The sequence below is a fragment of the Bdellovibrio bacteriovorus genome, from assembly GCF_048286975.1.
In the GTDB taxonomy this organism is placed as follows: Bacteria; Bdellovibrionota; Bdellovibrionia; order Bdellovibrionales; family Bdellovibrionaceae; genus Bdellovibrio; species Bdellovibrio bacteriovorus_H.
The window spans coordinates 145,921-161,787 of the sequence record NZ_JBLVRT010000004.1 but is presented as its reverse complement, the minus strand read 5'-3'; the positions used below and the strand labels follow the sequence as shown (position 1 = coordinate 161,787).

Annotated in this window: 12 protein-coding genes; 3 read left to right on the top strand and 9 right to left on the bottom strand. The window is 51.7% G+C overall.

The window, feature by feature from the left end:
• Positions 1-38: 38 nt before the first annotated feature.
• The 3 genes from ACNQKP_RS13635 to ACNQKP_RS13625 form a co-directional block, all read right to left on the bottom strand.
• Positions 39-1,460 carry a S8/S53 family peptidase gene (locus tag ACNQKP_RS13635; RefSeq protein ID WP_417865191.1) on the bottom strand — a complete coding sequence of 474 codons (1,422 nt, stop codon included), beginning with the start codon at positions 1,458-1,460 and terminating at the stop codon, positions 39-41.
• Between the two features lie 140 nt (positions 1,461-1,600).
• Complete coding sequence (locus ACNQKP_RS13630; protein WP_417865190.1) at positions 1,601-3,397, bottom strand: sensor histidine kinase; 1,797 nt, start codon at positions 3,395-3,397, stop codon at positions 1,601-1,603.
• 170 nt (positions 3,398-3,567) lie between these two features.
• Positions 3,568-5,265 (bottom strand): NAD-dependent malic enzyme, encoded by a 1,698-nt coding sequence (locus tag ACNQKP_RS13625; RefSeq protein ID WP_417865189.1) that lies wholly within the window; start codon positions 5,263-5,265, stop codon positions 3,568-3,570.
• 160 nt (positions 5,266-5,425) lie between these two features.
• Here ACNQKP_RS13625 and ACNQKP_RS13620 point away from each other — a divergent pair, with 160 nt between their 5' ends.
• Together ACNQKP_RS13620 and ACNQKP_RS13615 are read left to right on the top strand one after the other, a co-directional pair.
• The gene (locus ACNQKP_RS13620) at positions 5,426-5,905 is read left to right on the top strand and encodes a hypothetical protein (protein WP_417865188.1); all 480 of its coding nucleotides are present in this window, start codon (positions 5,426-5,428) and stop codon (positions 5,903-5,905) included.
• A gap of 130 nt (positions 5,906-6,035) precedes the next feature.
• A complete protein-coding gene (locus tag ACNQKP_RS13615; protein WP_417865187.1) occupies positions 6,036-6,569 on the top strand; it encodes a YceI family protein in 534 nt (177 codons plus the stop codon).
• 22 nt (positions 6,570-6,591) lie between these two features.
• Here the strand turns inward: ACNQKP_RS13615 and ACNQKP_RS13610 are convergent, their stop codons facing one another.
• The 4 genes from ACNQKP_RS13610 to ACNQKP_RS13595 all read right to left on the bottom strand — a co-directional run bounded on the left by ACNQKP_RS13610 (position 6,592) and on the right by ACNQKP_RS13595 (position 11,826).
• Entirely contained in the window at positions 6,592-7,233 is a 642-nt protein-coding gene (locus ACNQKP_RS13610; RefSeq protein ID WP_417865186.1) for a response regulator transcription factor, read from the bottom strand.
• 34 nt (positions 7,234-7,267) lie between these two features.
• Positions 7,268-8,983 carry an ATP-binding protein gene (locus ACNQKP_RS13605; RefSeq protein ID WP_417865185.1) on the bottom strand — a complete coding sequence of 572 codons (1,716 nt, stop codon included), beginning with the start codon at positions 8,981-8,983 and terminating at the stop codon, positions 7,268-7,270.
• 63 nt (positions 8,984-9,046) lie between these two features.
• Positions 9,047-10,600 (bottom strand): hypothetical protein, encoded by a 1,554-nt coding sequence (locus ACNQKP_RS13600; RefSeq protein ID WP_417865184.1) that lies wholly within the window; start codon positions 10,598-10,600, stop codon positions 9,047-9,049.
• Positions 10,601-10,728: 128 nt separating this feature from the next.
• Positions 10,729-11,826, bottom strand: coding sequence for a 2-methylaconitate cis-trans isomerase PrpF family protein (locus tag ACNQKP_RS13595; protein WP_417865183.1), 1,098 nt, complete (start codon positions 11,824-11,826; stop codon positions 10,729-10,731).
• Positions 11,827-11,916: 90 nt separating this feature from the next.
• Between ACNQKP_RS13595 and ACNQKP_RS13590 the strand changes: the two genes are divergently transcribed.
• A complete protein-coding gene (locus ACNQKP_RS13590) occupies positions 11,917-12,687 on the top strand; it encodes a protein-glutamine glutaminase family protein (protein ID WP_417865182.1) in 771 nt (256 codons plus the stop codon).
• Here the strand turns inward: ACNQKP_RS13590 and mdtD are convergent.
• Together mdtD and ACNQKP_RS13580 are read right to left on the bottom strand one after the other, a co-directional pair.
• Positions 12,684-14,117 (bottom strand): multidrug transporter subunit MdtD, encoded by a 1,434-nt coding sequence (gene mdtD / locus ACNQKP_RS13585; RefSeq protein WP_417865181.1) that lies wholly within the window; start codon positions 14,115-14,117, stop codon positions 12,684-12,686. The genes ACNQKP_RS13590 and mdtD overlap by 4 nt on opposite strands.
• A 65-nt stretch (positions 14,118-14,182) precedes the next feature.
• Positions 14,183-15,829, bottom strand: a complete 1,647-nt coding sequence (locus ACNQKP_RS13580) for an ATP-binding protein (RefSeq protein WP_417865180.1) — start codon at positions 15,827-15,829, stop codon at positions 14,183-14,185.
• Between the last annotated feature and the right edge of the window lie 38 nt (positions 15,830-15,867).

The following is a 15,867-nucleotide window of genomic DNA, read 5'->3' as shown; positions in this document are numbered from 1 at the left end:
TTTGAGACGGTCGAGCCCTGCAGAAACAAAAGCTTCCTCTAGCGCATCTCCACTTTCGCTGTGCTGTCATAGGCTTTCAGCAGCTCCCCGGCCCGATAGTCGGTCATCTCGGCTTCACCCGCCTGTACTTTAAGCAAAGCCTCACGGAAGGAATCATTCAGAATCTGCAGATCACGCAAAGCTGCACTGGCATTATAACCACGCAAAACCGCCTGCACCGCCTGGGTCTGAATCTTGTTTTGCAACGCCTTCGGATTTTCATGAATCAGGGCGATATTTTCATAATAGTCGGCATTGATGCTGTAGCCTTCATTGCGATAGGCACAAGACAGCAGACGTGCATACTCCGTCTGTTCAGCATTCAGCAGATACTGCGCGCGCAGGGCCTTCATTTCAGCCTTCGACAAAGCATATTTGGCCTGACAGGCAGCCGCGACGCGCGGGCTGAGATCTTGGGCTTCAAACAGATAAATCTGGCGATTGTCCATCTGAACCTGCACACAAGATGAATTAGTGCCACACACTGCATGCAGGCGCTGCACGACCTTAAAGAAACGATAGGCATTGAAAAGACCCGCTTTGTTTTTTTCCGAATACAGACTGTGGAAAGAACGAATCGCCGTTCTTTTGATCAGACTTTCAACTTGCGCCCGCGACAATGAAGGAATCAAAGCCTTCGCATTGGCGATGGATCCAGTAATCAATGGCGTGGCACCACTGGTTTCACCAAACAAAACCTCCTGCCCGTTGCCGTCAATGGCCGCCTGGTATTCATCAGCCGGTGCCAGAATGTCCAGTTGGTCAGATTCCTGCGACGACAGCGTTTGCAGACCCCGCGGGGAATAAGAACCAACACTGATCACGGGAGCAACCCGTTCATGCTCGGCGATTTCACCGGGATGATCGTTGCCCGCCGCCATCACCCAGATGATGCCCATCTGGTCGACCTCGGTGGCCAGCTCCAGCACGGACTCAGATGTCCAGCCCATGGAGTTGGAAATCACCTGTGGTTTTACCGGAAGTTCTTTAAGCTCTCTGACAGCGCCAAAGTAAAACACAGCCGGGGACACTTTTTTAAGTTGCACATAGTTTACATGCTCAGAAACAGAGACCATGCCCTTGCCGTTGATCAACGAAGCCACACTGGTACCATGATGCCCTTTGATCGGACGGTTCCCGTTCATGGCGCGATCCACTGGGATGTCATAAGCCAGATTGATATGCTCTTTTTCAAAGCCAACATCATAGACAGCCACAGGCACGCGCTGCAGATTCGGCACCTGGCGCATTTCTTCTTTCACCAGATCAGCACCGATGTATTCCTGCGCCCAGTAAGGCGTCAAACGACCGTCTTCGACCACCAGAGGCTGGCGTTTTTCAAGTTCCACAAACGCACCGGCCTGGATGGTATTTAAAAGCACCATAACACAAGCAAGAATGTGGGATTTTTGATTTTTCATAGAAAGCCCCCTGTGGGACTTAAGTGTGCACTCTGCATGCCCGCCCAGAGTCACCAGAGGCTAATCCAGACACAGAAGCTGTCTAGGCCCCTGAAACCCGGCAGGATTTGTCACAGGCGTTTGTCTCAGGACGAGACAGGCTATTCAGGAATAGGGAACACCAGCTTCACCGTGGTGCCGGAGTCAGGACTGACGGAATGGTGCACGGAAGACACTTCCACCTGCCCACCGAACAGCTGCATGTATTCCGCAATCAGCGAGGTGCCAAAGCCCGTGCCCTCTTCATTTCCGGTGCCCTTGTGCGAAAACAACTTGTTTCGCTTGAACAACAGACTGACTTCATTGGGATGAATGCCCATTCCCTGATCACGAATTTCAAGCACGACACGGTCGCCCTGCTTCTGCGCCAGCAAACGGATTTCTCTGCCTGGCTCACAGAACTTGATGCTGTTGGAAAGAACGTTGGAAAGAACCTGATTGACCAGCGCAGAACGGTCAGCCCGCACGCAAACATCATTTTCAATTTCAACTTCGATCAGAAGCTCTTTTTCTTCAATCTGCCACGAGTAATGATTTACCGCCTCCCAGCACGCCGAAGCCAGTTCCACCAGCTGCATTTCAGCGTTCTGCTTGAACACGTGATAAACCTCTTCCTGGCGCACGGATTTAAGAATCTGATTGAGTTTGTTGGTGGATTTGTTGATGCGATCCAGATGGGCATCCGCCGCCTCGGCATTGACATGATCTTTCAGCATTTCTGAATGATACAAAAGGCCCGAAACAGTGTTTGCCACATCATGGGAAAGCACGCGCACCAGACGGTGATAGCGTTCCTTGTCTTCGGCAGCCTGCTGGGCCAGACGCTTTTCATCATCCAGCACGCGGATCTTGTAGGCCAGCCCCAAAGACAGCACGATCATTTCCCCCAGGTTCGCCAACAGCAGTGAATACTGGGTGTAGATATTGCCGGTGATGAAGCCGTGAATTGAGGCAAACCAGATAAAGGTTCCGATCAAAACCACCAGCCAGCTTAGCAGGAAATGAGAGGCCAGCTTGTGACCATAATGTATCAATGAATAGAACCCACAGAAGATAAAGAACAAAATCGCCGACACAATCGAGATATCGATCAGATATCCCAGGAAGAACAAACCCCGGTAGGCCGGAGCAAACAGGCTTCCCACCATGGTCACCAACGACAAGGCGGCAAACAGGCGAAGTCCCCAGTAACCGACCGCGAACTCTTTTTTGATGCTCAGGAATCTTTCAACAAAAAGGCTGGCCGAAAAAAGACTGACCGACGAAAAGAACATCAGATAGTTTGAAAACACAAAACGGCTGTTCGGGAACAGATAGCTGTCAAAAACCCCATGCAGCACCAGCGCCGTCACACCAAAACTTGCGGCAAAAAACGAATAGCTGAGATGATCTTTCTGCGTGGTAAACAGCCCCAGCAAAAGATTGTAAACGACCAGCGAAAAAATTCCGCCCAGGTAAAAATAAAAAATTGTGCGCGACAGTTCATCCAGATGTTCAAGATCCGATGGATCTGCCAGAAAGACCCGTGTGCTCAAAGCATGGTGAGAATCGCGTTTGATGAAATAGGTGGCCGATTCCCCGGGCGCAAGCTCGACCGGGAAGGCCCCGAAGCGGCTTTGAATGGCACGTTCTGCCAGCGGCAGGCCGGGACCGGAGGACAGCTGCTGGGACTCGCCCTGCTTTTGCAAATACAACCGCCCCATCAACGGAGCATCAAAATAAAGTACTTTTGACTGAACTGTGCTCTGATTATTGTGTAAAGAAATCTTAAACCACTGATCCTGTTCGGTGTATCCTCGAGCCAGTTCTTTGCCCCCGGAGGCTTGGAAAAGCACCGCTGCCGGAGTATTGATGCTGGCGGCGGCCTCTCCCATTTGCACCTGTGAGGTGATTTCCATCACCTCTGCCTGGGCCTGAAATGCAATTAAAATAAGAAACACGCAGATGGAACGAATGGCTGACTCCGAACTATGTCAATTAACGGTAGTTTAGTTGCAGCCACGAAATAACAGCCAAGGTTTCCAAGTTCAAGCAAAGCCTCGGTTAAGATTATTACAATCCAGCCACACTAAGACGACGCGTGCTTATAGCTGCGATACTTAGGATACCAGTAGTTCTTATCGATCAACGCCAAAAGCTCGTCATCAGAAACTTTTACGGCCACATCGTCAGCTTGCGCGGCTTTGGCCACGGCAAAGGCAATTGTGCGAGAGACCTTTTCAATCTGTGAAAGTTCCGGCAACAAAGCCCCCTTGCCATTTTGAGCCAGCGGAGAACAATCCGCCAAAGCACTGCTGGCAGCCATCAGCATCGCATCCGTCACCCGGCGAGCTCCACAGGCCAAAACCCCCAGGCCGATCCCCGGGAAGATGTACGAGTTATTACACTGGGCAATGGGGTAAACCTGATCATTCATATGCACTGGCATAAACGGACTGCCCGTGGCCACCAAAGCTTTGCCATCGGTCCAGCGCAGAATATCCGCCGGAGTGGCCTCCACGCGGGATGTTGGGTTTGACAGCGGCATAACAATCGGATGCTCGCAGTGACTTTGCATCGTGCGGATGATTTCTTCAGTAAACAGTCCCGGCTGTGCGGAGACACCAATCAGAATTGTCGGCTTGGCATTACGAACGGTCTCCAGCAAAGAGATTTCGTCGCTGGCAACATCCCACCCGGACAGAGTTTCAGTTTTTTGTACCAGCGGACTTTGGAACTCAAGCAGGTTAGGCATCTTGTCAGTCAAAAGACCGAAGCGATCCACCATGAACACCTGCTGACGGGCTTGTTCGTCAGTAAGCCCTTCATTTTTCATTTCGGCGATGATTTGTTCAGCGATACCACAGCCCGCAGAGCCCGCCCCCAGGAAGACCACACGCTGATCGCGCAGGCGTCCCCCATTGGCACGGCTGGCGGCAATCAGGCAACCCACCGTGACAGCCGCGGTGCCCTGAATATCGTCGTTGAAACTGCATATCTCGTCACGGTAACGCTTCAGGATTGGTGAGGCGTTTTTCTGAGCAAAGTCCTCAAACTGCAACAGCACATCCGGCCAGCGGCGTTTCACCGCCTGCACGAAGGCATCGACAAAGTCTTCATACTCTTGACCTGTAACACGCGGTTGGCGCCAGCCCATGTATAACGGATCATTGATCAAAGCCTGATTGTTGGTGCCCACGTCCAGCACCACCGGCAAAGTGTACGCCGGACTGACCCCGCCACAAGCTGTGTACAGAGAAAGCTTGCCGATAGGAATCCCCATGCCACCGATGCCCTGATCGCCCAGGCCCAGGATGCGCTCGCCGTCGGTCACGACGATGACTTTGACTTTTTGTTTGGTCACGTTGCGGAGCATTTCGTCGATACGGTCTTTGTTGGGATACGAAATGAACAGACCGCGGGACGCGCGATAGATCTCAGAGAAGTGTTCGCAGGCTTCACCCACCACTGGCGTGTAGATGATCGGCATCATCTCGGTCAGATGATTGACCACCAGGTGATAGAACAAAGTTTCATTGGTGTCCTGCAGGTTGCGCAGATAAACGTGTTTGTCGATATCGGCTTTCAGCAGGCGATACTGAGAATAAACACGTTCAGCTTGCTCTTCGATGGTTTCAATGGTCTGAGGCACCAGACCGTGCAGATTCAAATGGGTGCGCTCTTCTTCGGAAAATGCACTGCCTTTGTTCAGCAAAGACATTTCCAACAAGACAGTTCCAGAGTACGGAATATAAACAGGGCGCGCGTATTTATTGTCGGTTTCCACGAATAATCCTCAAGTAAAGGAAGGGTCGTTATGAGCATGAACCTACTCCTTGCCCGCCCTATAGGCAAGCAATGGCCCTTGCATAATTTACCCTGTGAAATTCGTAAAAACCCCCTCGCTGCCCTTGCCAAAACGCACCCAGAGGACTATGCATGGGTCCATGATGAAAAGCCTGCTTTTATCTTTATTGGGACTGTTGTTTTCTGCTCAAAGCTTCGCGGCAGTGTTGCATTTTTACAGCAACCCCCGCGTGCCACAGCCACTGTTCCACGTAACCCTGGAATACAAGTCCTATGTGTATGAAGCCGACACCCGCGAAGGTGGCCGCCGTGTTCCAGCCCATCACCTGCCTGCTGGTCATATCCGCGTTGAAATCCCGGATGAACTGGTTAACGAACAGGCGCTGCTGGGGCAAATGGGACTGCCATTTGATTATAATTTCATCTGGGACAACCAAAAGACCTACTGTTCCAAGCTGGTGGGAATTGCCCTGAACATGAAGCCCCTGCCAATGAGCTTCGCCGGAACCCACTATGTGAAATATTATCCGGACTGGATCTATCGCAATGATCCGGGTATTTCCCCGGATCAGATTCTTGAATTCGGCCTTGAACACGGCCGTCAGATTTACCCTCAGTAGCTTTGCAGCACCATTCCGAGATAGTTCCATATTTGCAACAATCTATTGCGAATATGTCTCCTTACGCAACAATTCCACCCATGGCAGGATGAATCCATAACGAACACTCATCCCCTTGAAGGAGGAACTTATGACAACGACCAAATGGAACATCGACCCAATGCACTCCAGCGCGAACTTCACCATCAAACACATGATGATTGCGAAAGTTCACGGCGGCTTTGAGAAACTGTCTGGCAGCCTTTCTTTGGACTCATCCGATATCACCAAATCCTCGATTGAAGCTGTGATCGATGCTTCCAGCATCAACACCCGTGAAGCCCAGCGCGACACCCACTTGAAAAGCGCAGACTTCTTTGACGTTGAAAAATATCCGACCCTGAATTTCAAATCCACGAAAGTGGAAAAAGATGGCGACGACCTGAAGGTCACCGGAGACTTGACCATTCATGGCATCACCAAAGAAGTGGTTCTGGCCGTGGAAGGCCCGACGGCTGAAATGAAAGACCCGTATGGAAATATCAAAATCGGGATTTCTGCGACGACCAAAATCAAACGCAAAGACTTTGGTTTAAGCTGGAATGCGGCTCTGGAAGCCGGCGGCGTGCTGGTCGGTGACGACGTCAGCATCTCTTTGGATGTCCAGTTCGCTAAACAGGTATAATTAATAAAAAACGGACGGGCCTTTAAGCCAAATTGCGCTTCAGGGCCCAGACGCTGATTTCAACGGCGTTGGAAAGATTCAGCTTTCTCATCACATTGGTTTTGTGAGTTTTGATGGTGTGTTCAGAACACTCCAGACATGCAGCCACTTCTTTGTTGGTTTTGCCTTGAGCGATCATGCGCACAACTTCCAGCTCACGCGGAGTCAGCACATTGGTCAGACGTGGCTCTTCCATGATTTTTTCCAGTGCCGGACAAAGATACTGTTTGTCTTCCAGCAGACTTTTAACTGCATCTTCCAAAACATCCATTGCAGACACTTTGGACAATAACACCTTCACACCCAGACGCTGATATTGTGCCAGCGTTTCAGCATCTTCACACTGAGTGACCAGCATGAACTTCAAATCAGGGCGTGACGATGCCGCCAGCGTCAAAAGCTCCAGTCCGGATTGACCGGGCAGCATGTGATCCAGGACCACATAATTCACATCAAGGCTTTTCAGGTTGTGCATGGCAGAAGCCACAGTGGAAGCCTCACCCAGGCACTGGATCTTTGCAGACAAAGACGTCAGCGCCACACGCAGTCCATGACGGGTCACCGGATGGTCATCAACAATAAAAAACGATACAGGCTTTAGAAGTGTGCTCTCTAGTGTGCTCATGCTTTACCAACTATTCTCTGCTCAGAGTATCAGGTCAACCAAATAACGGCAATTGTACACGGACCAGAGTCCCTTGCCCCTCTGCAGATTCTATGACCAACACACCCCCCATTTGGGTGATAAAGTCCTTCGTAAAATGCAGACCGATTCCAAAACCTCCGCCCGTGGCCATCGAAGTCACTTTGGAACTAAATAGCTGGTCGATCAATTCCTGAGACATGCCAAGGCCATAATCCTGAACACTGAGCTCAATGTGACGCTCAAACATTCGACCCGTCACTCGCACAACACCCTCACGCGGACTGAAGCGAATGGCATTTGAAAGAATATTGCGAACAACGGCCTCGAGCACTTTACCTGATCCCAAAAGATGGATGTCATGTTCAGGCAGCTCTTTATGCAGTTGAATATTTTTTTGCAGAAGCTGTGGCGACAATTGTTCAATGGCGGCATTCACTCGGCCTTTGAAGTCAATGCTGCGCTGACTTTCATCTTCGTGGCTCCACGCCAGTACATCACGCAAAAGACTCATGGAGGATTTATTCGCCTCGTGAACTCTCTGCAAAGACTCCACTGGGGTTTGATCTTCGCTTTGTTTCATCTGACTGATGACTCCAGTAAGCAACATCTGCACTCCGGAAAGCGAACCGGTCAGATCGTGTGACAACACTGTTTGGACCTTGCGGCTGAAACGGGTCATCTGAAGAATCTGGGTATTCAGCTCGCGCAAAGTGCGGTTGCTTTCCTCCAGATCGGTCACGTCCATCAAAACATAGATCTTGGCAGTTTCAGGCCCCTTCTTCATATGCACCGTGTGTTCGACAATTCGAAAGGTACGGCTGGCAAATTCAAAGGACTCGTCGCTGTCCATAATTTCGCGAATCACGGGAATCTGCGCGGCTCTTTGGCCAAAGTCAGTTGCGCTAAGCTCCAGCACCTTTTTCGCCGCCTGGTTGCAATCCCAGAACTCGCCATGCGTGTTCAACACGATAACCGGGCTGGGTAAATGATCGAACACGCTTCTTTGCGCCAGCGTGGTGATCTCAAGAAGGTCCCCGCGAACTGCCGCATAATTTAGAGCCAGCATCGAGGGCCAAATTCCCGCCACAGTGAGCTGCGTGAATTGCGGCTGAAGCTTAAAGACTGTCTGCCCCAAAATCTCAGCACCCACCGGAATCACGCTTGCCAAGAACATATAAAACGCGTGCCAGCGGCGCGGGCCTTTTTTGGTGGCCATCACCCAGAAATAAATTACGTAAAGAACCAAGATCCAAAAGAACGAATACATCAGATTGGCTTTTTGCAGCGGACTGCGGTCAAAGATCGGAAGTCCTTCAAAGCCATCAACCAGACGGAAGTTAAAGAAAATCCAGTCTTTTGCAAAAGGAAAGCCCATCATAGAGATGAGGTTGGCGACGATCACCACTGAAGGCAGAACATAAAGAATCCACTGCCAGCGTCGTATTTTTTCCCACAGATTCGGCAGAAAGATGGCCGTCCCCACCAGCGCCCAGGTTGCACACAGAGGTGGCAAAATCAACTGCCGCAGATGAGTCATGAATATCTTGATGGCCATATCATCAATTACCAGGACTGTTATGACGGAGAAAGCCCAGACCGCATAGGTCACCTGGATGCTCAGAATCATCCGATGCAATAGCTGCCGGCGATAAGGCCACAAATAACAGCTTAAGACCGTACAGACCGAGAACGTCAGCATCAATGATAGAAACACCAGAAGAAACACCATTGCTAAAAATTCTAACCATGGTATCAGAGTCGCGCAAATTCATTGAAAGCTGACGCTGGGGGCCTAATGAGCCCCGCGACGAGCCTGGAGTTCCTTGATAACTTCCTGAGCGGTCTTGGTTGGGGGACGTTCGGTGCGGACACCGCGCTGACTCTCCAAAGGCTTGACGCCAATCAGTTGCGAGATGAACTGCGAAGTTCTTGCCACCGTGTTGAAAATAGCCACTGGGTTCTTATTCGGAGATCCAGCCAATTCTGCGTCTTTGGCCAAATTGCCAGCCGCAGATCCCACGGTATAAATCGGCAATTTTTCCCCGCCTGCATCAGCATACTGACGAGCCACAACGGTCTCAGACAAGTTCAGCTCTTTCAATGGGCCCATAACATCAACCAGTTCGGGACTTTTCGCCACATTAGAAAGCAGCTGACCATTCAGGTTGGTATAGCCCGTGGAATCGATGATCATGTCACCTTCAGCCTGGCTGACGATGTTGTTCTTCGCATCCCGCACAGTCACCAGATAACGGCCACTTTCAAGGCGCTCGACTTTTTCCACATGCCCCGGCAGCCCCGTAACACGGTTCTGCTGGTATTGCGGCACGATCATGTCAACATAGCGATCCCAGCCGTTCTGGCTTTGGACGTATTCTTCAGCCGTGCGGAAGGTGTTGCCGATCCACTGAATCTTGAAATCTTCTTGAGTTTTAACATGAGGATTCAAGAGTCCTTCGATGGCGATACGGGATCCGTCACCATTGCCGATGATGATCAAGTCACGCGGCATGTGCACGCCCAATTTCTGCAAACGGCTTTCACGCAACGACACCAGGAAGGCGTCGGTGCTCATGATCGGACGCAAGACAGCGGGTTCGGTCTGGTGAAGCTTTTGAAATTCTGCAAAGGCCGTCTGGTAAGAGGCGTCTTTGACTTTGGTTCCAACTTCGCCAAGGCCTGTTCCCAGAATCACGTTCTTGGCGCGCAAAGTAACACCCTGATCCGTCACAACTTCTATTTGCAGCTTGCCATCAACCATCACCTTGTTCACGGCAACGACGGTGGTTTCAAGCATCACGGGAACTTTTGAAACATACTGCTGGCTTTGGATGTGAGTCGCAAGCTGGGTCGAGTGCGCGTACATCTGCGACGTCAGATGCGACAGACTGCCCACACCGCCCGGAAAATCATGCATCGACAGCCGATGCGCTTCGATACTGTTGATATAGAAATCTTTTTCCGCAAAGGTCTTGGCCACCAGATCTGTTTTTTCAACCACCAGGGACTTCAGATTGGTTTTCCCCAGCACCAAAGAAGCCGCCGCACACTGAGGCCCGGCCCCCAGACACAGGACATCCAGTTGAATGGTTTTGCCTTTGTTTTCATTTTTAAGTGCTGTCGACTGACGGGTCATTTCCTGCATCAGGAATTCAGACACTTTCAGGCTTTCCTGCTGCTCTTTTGCAATACGTTTTAATGTCGCTGGATCCTGCGGGAAGGGCTTGCCACCGCTTTCTTTCCAAACACTGGGAGCAAAGACAGATTCACAGGTCGGGGCGGCCTGAACCGCGGGCACCACCAGCATCAGCGAAATCAGCAGGGATAATAAACGTGTCTTGCTCACAGGGACCTCAAAAGCCAAAGGGCAAAATCGCCAGAAGCCCTTAAAGCAACCGCTATGCCACCATAGCACACCGCTGAAATCGTCCCAAAGACAATCAACTGTTCAAGATTTTTACATCAAGCCCGTTTTCAGCCGAAGATACGGCCCGCAAACAAAAGTCTCACAGTTCGGAAGAAGCTGCCACTGACTGCTGTCCACTGCCCCTTGTCCTGAATGACGTCAGCATTCAAGGTCAAAACCCCCGACGGCATTCCGATCTGCACTTCAGTTGATATACCATGGGCAAGTTCGCTGACCACTGTTCCAGGGATCTTCGCCGCCACGGCGGCACACAACGACACCGTCAACGGCAAAGCCTTGTGCGGCTGCCCGCTGGCGATCACGCGCATGGAAAAATTCATCTCGCCTGAAGAAGGCGCACTGACCAGCGCGATGTACGGAATGGCGATCGAGTTTTTAGCAGCTTCCAGATCCGGGGCTATCCCCATTTTCACAGAGCCCAGCCGGCGAATCAGATCCAGTTTTTTTAGCAGCTCCACTGAAGCCTCCAATTGAGCCGGCGTTTCAGCTCCGGTCAGCCCCAAATCTTTGGCCCGCACAAACACACAAGGGTTCGCCGCATCCAGCAATGTGACATCCATGGACTCGGACTCAGAAACTTTCAAAGTTTCGCGAACCTGCCCGGTGGGCAGAAGTTTTCCTGTCACCGCGCCGCCGGGTTTCTGAAATTCAAGCCGTACCGGGGCGGCGGTGCCGCTGACTCCGGGAATGGCAAAATCACCCGTAAACACGGGTTCGCCATTTTCCACCGGGAAATAGGAATGAATGACTTTCGAGGTGTTGGTGTTAAAGATGCGCACACACGCTTCACTGCCCGAGGGCTTCACCCATCCGGCCATCACCGCAAACGGCCCCACAGCCGAACTGACATTGCCACAGTTGCCTTTGTAATCGACCTTGGCTTCAGTCACTGACACCTGAGCAAAGGTGTAATCCACATCCGCGTCTTCACGTGACGATGGCGACAGCACACAGACTTTGGAAAGTGAAGAAATGCCTCCACCCATGCCATCCAGCTGACGACCATGGCTGTCGGGGCTTCCCATACAGGATAGGAAAATCTCATTCCAGAGCGCCGGATCCGAAGGCAGATCGTCTTTTTTGAACACCACCACACGACTGGTGCCGCCTCTCATGTAAACTGCCGGGAAAGATCGCTGTGCCATTCATTCACTCCTTGGAAATACCCTGAAAACCCCGACCATCATCCAGTGAACTGACTTATGCCTGAAGGGTGTCCTGCCGAAAAGACTCCCATGGGTAAGATCATTTTGCCACTTCTTTTGCTGTTCTGTCAGGCGGGCTTTGCCGCCGATGATCTGTCGTCTTTTGCGACAAACCTGGACACCACCTTGCGCTATCTGAACAACCGCGAAAGCGTGCCATGCAAAAGCGAAAAGCCCACTGAAGTCAAAGTGGCCAGCGCAACCCTTCAGGGCGACAAGGCCACCGTGATGAGCGAGGCCGATGCGCAAAAATTATTCAGCGAACTTAAATCCCAAGGGGACATCCCTTTTGAATTTTCCATCGCCGGCTGTGAAGAGCGTGCCCATGAAATGTCGCGCCTGATGCTGCTGAAGGGTATCACACCGCTGAAGGTCTTTGCTTCAGTGAACGAAGATGAATCCCCACGCCTGCGCCGCCCGAATCCCACCAAAAATGGCATGACCGTTGACTGGAAGTACCATGTGGCCCCGGTGGTGCTGGTAAAAAAAGGATCGGAACTGGTTCCATATGTGATGGACCCGTCTTTGGAGAAAAAAGCCGTCCCGGTTTCTGAATGGCAGGCCACCATGACCCGTCACAATCCGAAAATGAAAGTGAACCTGAAGTTCACACCGGCCGCGACATACAATGACGCCGGAACCATTCGGGTGAATTTCAAAGACAATGATTTCAACAAGTCCGTGCAGGGCACTTTGAAAGAATACAAAGTGCGCAGCAAAGATGTCGATGGCGAAGACAACCTGTGGTTTGAGCTTATGCGCAACGAAGAGCGTATGATGATGATCGACGAAGGCTATTAATGCAGTGACGGTTCGCTTTGCGGGATCGGCTCTTTCTTGCGCTCCCCTTCCGGCACCTGCCAGAAGATCGCCGCCGAACTGAACGTGATCACCCCCATACAAATGAAGGTCCACTGGAACGTGCGCAACGCCGCGTGATCAGCCGTGCCGAACTGATCCGAGAATCCGGTCAGCATCGCGCCGGCCGCTGCGACCGCCAGACTCATCGCCAGCATCTGCATCATCGAATAAAGACTGTTCCCGCTGCTGGCGTACTCACTGCCCAGATCTTTCAGCGTCAGCGTGTTCATCGCCGTGAACTGCAGTGAATTCACCCAACCAAAAAAGAACAGCTGCACCAGACGCAGCCACATGGGCTGGGATTCCGACATCAGCGCAAAGCTTGCCATAGTCAAACCCACCAACAAGGTGTTACCAACCAGCATGTTGCGATAACCGGCGCGGGTAATTAAAGGCGTGGCAAATCGTTTTGCCAAAATGCCTGCCACCGCCATCGGAATCATCATCATCCCGGCATAAGACGGCGAATAGCCCAAGCCCACCTGCAAAAGCAACGGCAGCAAAAACGGCATCGCCCCACTGCCGATACGGGCAAACAAGTTCCCCAGCAGGCCGATGTTGTAAGTTCCGATTTTAAAAAGATTCAAAGAAAACAGCGGAGACTCTGTGCGCCCGGCATGCAGCCAGTACGCCGCAAGACTTGCCAGACCGAACACCAGCAGAATCATCACCAATCCGGGGCGAAGCCCCAGTTCGGCCAAGCCCTCCATCCCGAATGAAATGGAAACCATACTGAAAGCCAAAAGCACATAGCCGGAGATATCAAAGCGCGATGCCTTGGCGCCGCGAATGTCCGGCATTAATTTGTAGGTTGCCCAACAGCCCACAAGGCCGACGGGAATATTGATTAGAAATATCCAGTGCCAGGAAGCATATTCAACCAGCCATCCACCAAGTGTGGGACCGATCAAAGGACCAATCAGACCGGGAATGGTGACGAAGCTGATGGCTTGCAAAAACTTGTCTGCCGGAAAAGCACGAAGTACGGCCAGACGCCCCACGGGCAGCAGCAAGGCCCCACCCGCTCCCTGCAGCACACGTGAAAGCACCAGCTGCGGCAGGGATTGAGAAAACGCACAACACAAAGATCCCAGAGTGAAAACCAGAATCGCACCCAGATAAACTTTCTTGGTTCCAAAGCGATCCGTGATCCAACCCGAGGAAGGAATCAGCAAAGCAATTGTCAGGGAGTAAGCAATCACCACGGATTGCATGTAAAGGGGGCTTTCTCCCAGACTCTTCGCCATCCCCGGCAGTGCGGTGTTGACGATGGTGGAATCCAGGGTCTCCATGAAGAAACCGATGGCGACCAGCCACAATAAAAGGTTTTGAGATCGTTCGTCTGATTTCGCTGAAACAGCAGGGGCCATAAAAAACTCGATTTCTATGATTCCCCTGATCTTACTCCAAGAGCGGGTCCCCCACAATCACTGTGCTAATGCGTATAGTTCGTACTGTTAAGTTCCACCAGACTGCGAATCAACTGAGGGACGGCAAAAGGTTTTCCCATGAAGGAGTCAAAGCCTTCGCCCAAGGCCTTGGTTTCGCTGCCTTTATCCACAAACGCTGTCAGGGCCATCATTGGCACCTGCCGCGAAAAGTGAGTTTCCCCCGCACGAATCCGGTGCGCGAATGAAAAACCATCTTCACCGGGCATACTCAGATCACACACGATCAGATCAAACACGCCTTGAGACTGCAGTGCTTCCTCGACAGAATCTGCTGCCACAACATCCGCACCGTTGATTTTTAAAACCGTCTCCATCACCTGAAGTGAGTCTTTATCATCATCCACAACCAGAATGTGAGTCCCCAGCAAAGGCCTGGAATTGCGCGATGGCGCAGTTGGGGACGGTTCATTGATAATCTCGCCCTGCTTGTTCCAAGCGGGAATTGAAAATGAGAATTCCGAGCCTTTGCCTATGCCTTCGCTGCGCGCGACGATGGTGCCTTGGTGCGCTTCCACCAGATGCCGGGAAATCGAAAGCCCCAGTCCCAAGCCGCCAAATTTTCGAGTAGTCGATCCATCCGCCTGACGGAATCGTTCAAAGGCCTGCGGAACAAACTCCGGATCCATCCCCACCCCTTCGTCTTTCACCGACACCGAGAAGCTGGGCCCCTGACGAGTCACAGCCACTTCAATACGGCTTTTGGCGTGTGAAAACTTAATGGCGTTGATCAGCAGATTATTGACGATTTGTTTTAAACGTTCGATATCCCCTTGAATCATGGCGGTCGCAACACCTTTGACGATCTCAATATGGATGTCCTTTTTTTCGGCCATCAGCCGAACGGCGTCGACGGCCTGATTTACCACTTCGACCAGATCGACCGGATGTTTTTCCATGTGAAAACGTCCCAGCAGAATGCGTGATGAGTCCAGCAGGTCCTCGATAATACGCGTTTGATTGCGCGCATTGCGTTCGATGGTTTCAAGGCCCAGACGTGCATCATGGTCTTCGGGCTTTGCCTCCAGCAGAATTTCGGCCCAACCCATAATTGAATTTAAAGGCGTGCGCAACTCATGGGACACCGTCATCAGGAATTCATCCTTGGAACGATTGGCCTCTTTCAGCTCTTCGATGCGTTTTTGCAGATCATTATAGTTGTTCAGGTTCTCGATACTGACGGAAACAGAGTCTGCAAGGGCTCGCAACAATTCACGTTGTTCATCGGTGGGAAGTCTTTGATCCTTCCAGTAGGTGCCAATGGCCCCGATGGGGTCTTCCCGCCGTATCGGGGTCATCATCATGCTCTTCACAAAGGTCGGCCGATATGCATCCCACGGCACACGCTCGTCGCGATAAATATCTTCGATGATCACGGTTTCCTTATGCAGCATGGCCCAGCCGGAAACGCAGGTTTCCAGCGGAAAGCGCTGGCCCTTCCATAAAGGACTGATCGCGTCCTCATCGGCATAAAAACAGAAATCACCGTCTTTCAATACAAAGGTGGCCCCGTCCGCATCGGCAATCACCCGCGCCGCAGTCCGCACCAGTTTTGTGATTTCATCCAAAGACCGGGCCGCAGACAGGTTCTGTATCACTTCCACAAGCTTTCTGACACCGCCATCATACGACATGAAACCTCCGAACAAGCGCTGGCTTCAGACTATGTGGG

Bases quoted from the DNA above. Each gene is read 5' to 3' on its own strand.
- ACNQKP_RS13635 (WP_417865191.1), bottom strand. From the start codon at position 1,460: ATGAAAAATCAAAAATCCCACATTCTTGCTTGTGTTATGGTGCTTTTA.
- ACNQKP_RS13630 (WP_417865190.1), bottom strand. From the start codon at position 3,397: ATGGAAATCACCTCACAGGTGCAAATGGGAGAGGCCGCCGCCAGCATC.
- ACNQKP_RS13620 (WP_417865188.1), top strand. From the start codon at position 5,426: ATGATGAAAAGCCTGCTTTTATCTTTATTGGGACTGTTGTTTTCTGCT.
- ACNQKP_RS13615 (WP_417865187.1), top strand. From the start codon at position 6,036: ATGACAACGACCAAATGGAACATCGACCCAATGCACTCCAGCGCGAAC.
- ACNQKP_RS13610 (WP_417865186.1), bottom strand. From the start codon at position 7,233: ATGAGCACACTAGAGAGCACACTTCTAAAGCCTGTATCGTTTTTTATT.
- ACNQKP_RS13605 (WP_417865185.1), bottom strand. From the start codon at position 8,983: ATGGTGTTTCTTCTGGTGTTTCTATCATTGATGCTGACGTTCTCGGTC.
- ACNQKP_RS13595 (WP_417865183.1), bottom strand. From the start codon at position 11,826: ATGGCACAGCGATCTTTCCCGGCAGTTTACATGAGAGGCGGCACCAGT.
- ACNQKP_RS13590 (WP_417865182.1), top strand. From the start codon at position 11,917: ATGGGTAAGATCATTTTGCCACTTCTTTTGCTGTTCTGTCAGGCGGGC.
- mdtD (WP_417865181.1), bottom strand. From the start codon at position 14,117: ATGGCCCCTGCTGTTTCAGCGAAATCAGACGAACGATCTCAAAACCTT.
- ACNQKP_RS13580 (WP_417865180.1), bottom strand. From the start codon at position 15,829: ATGTCGTATGATGGCGGTGTCAGAAAGCTTGTGGAAGTGATACAGAAC.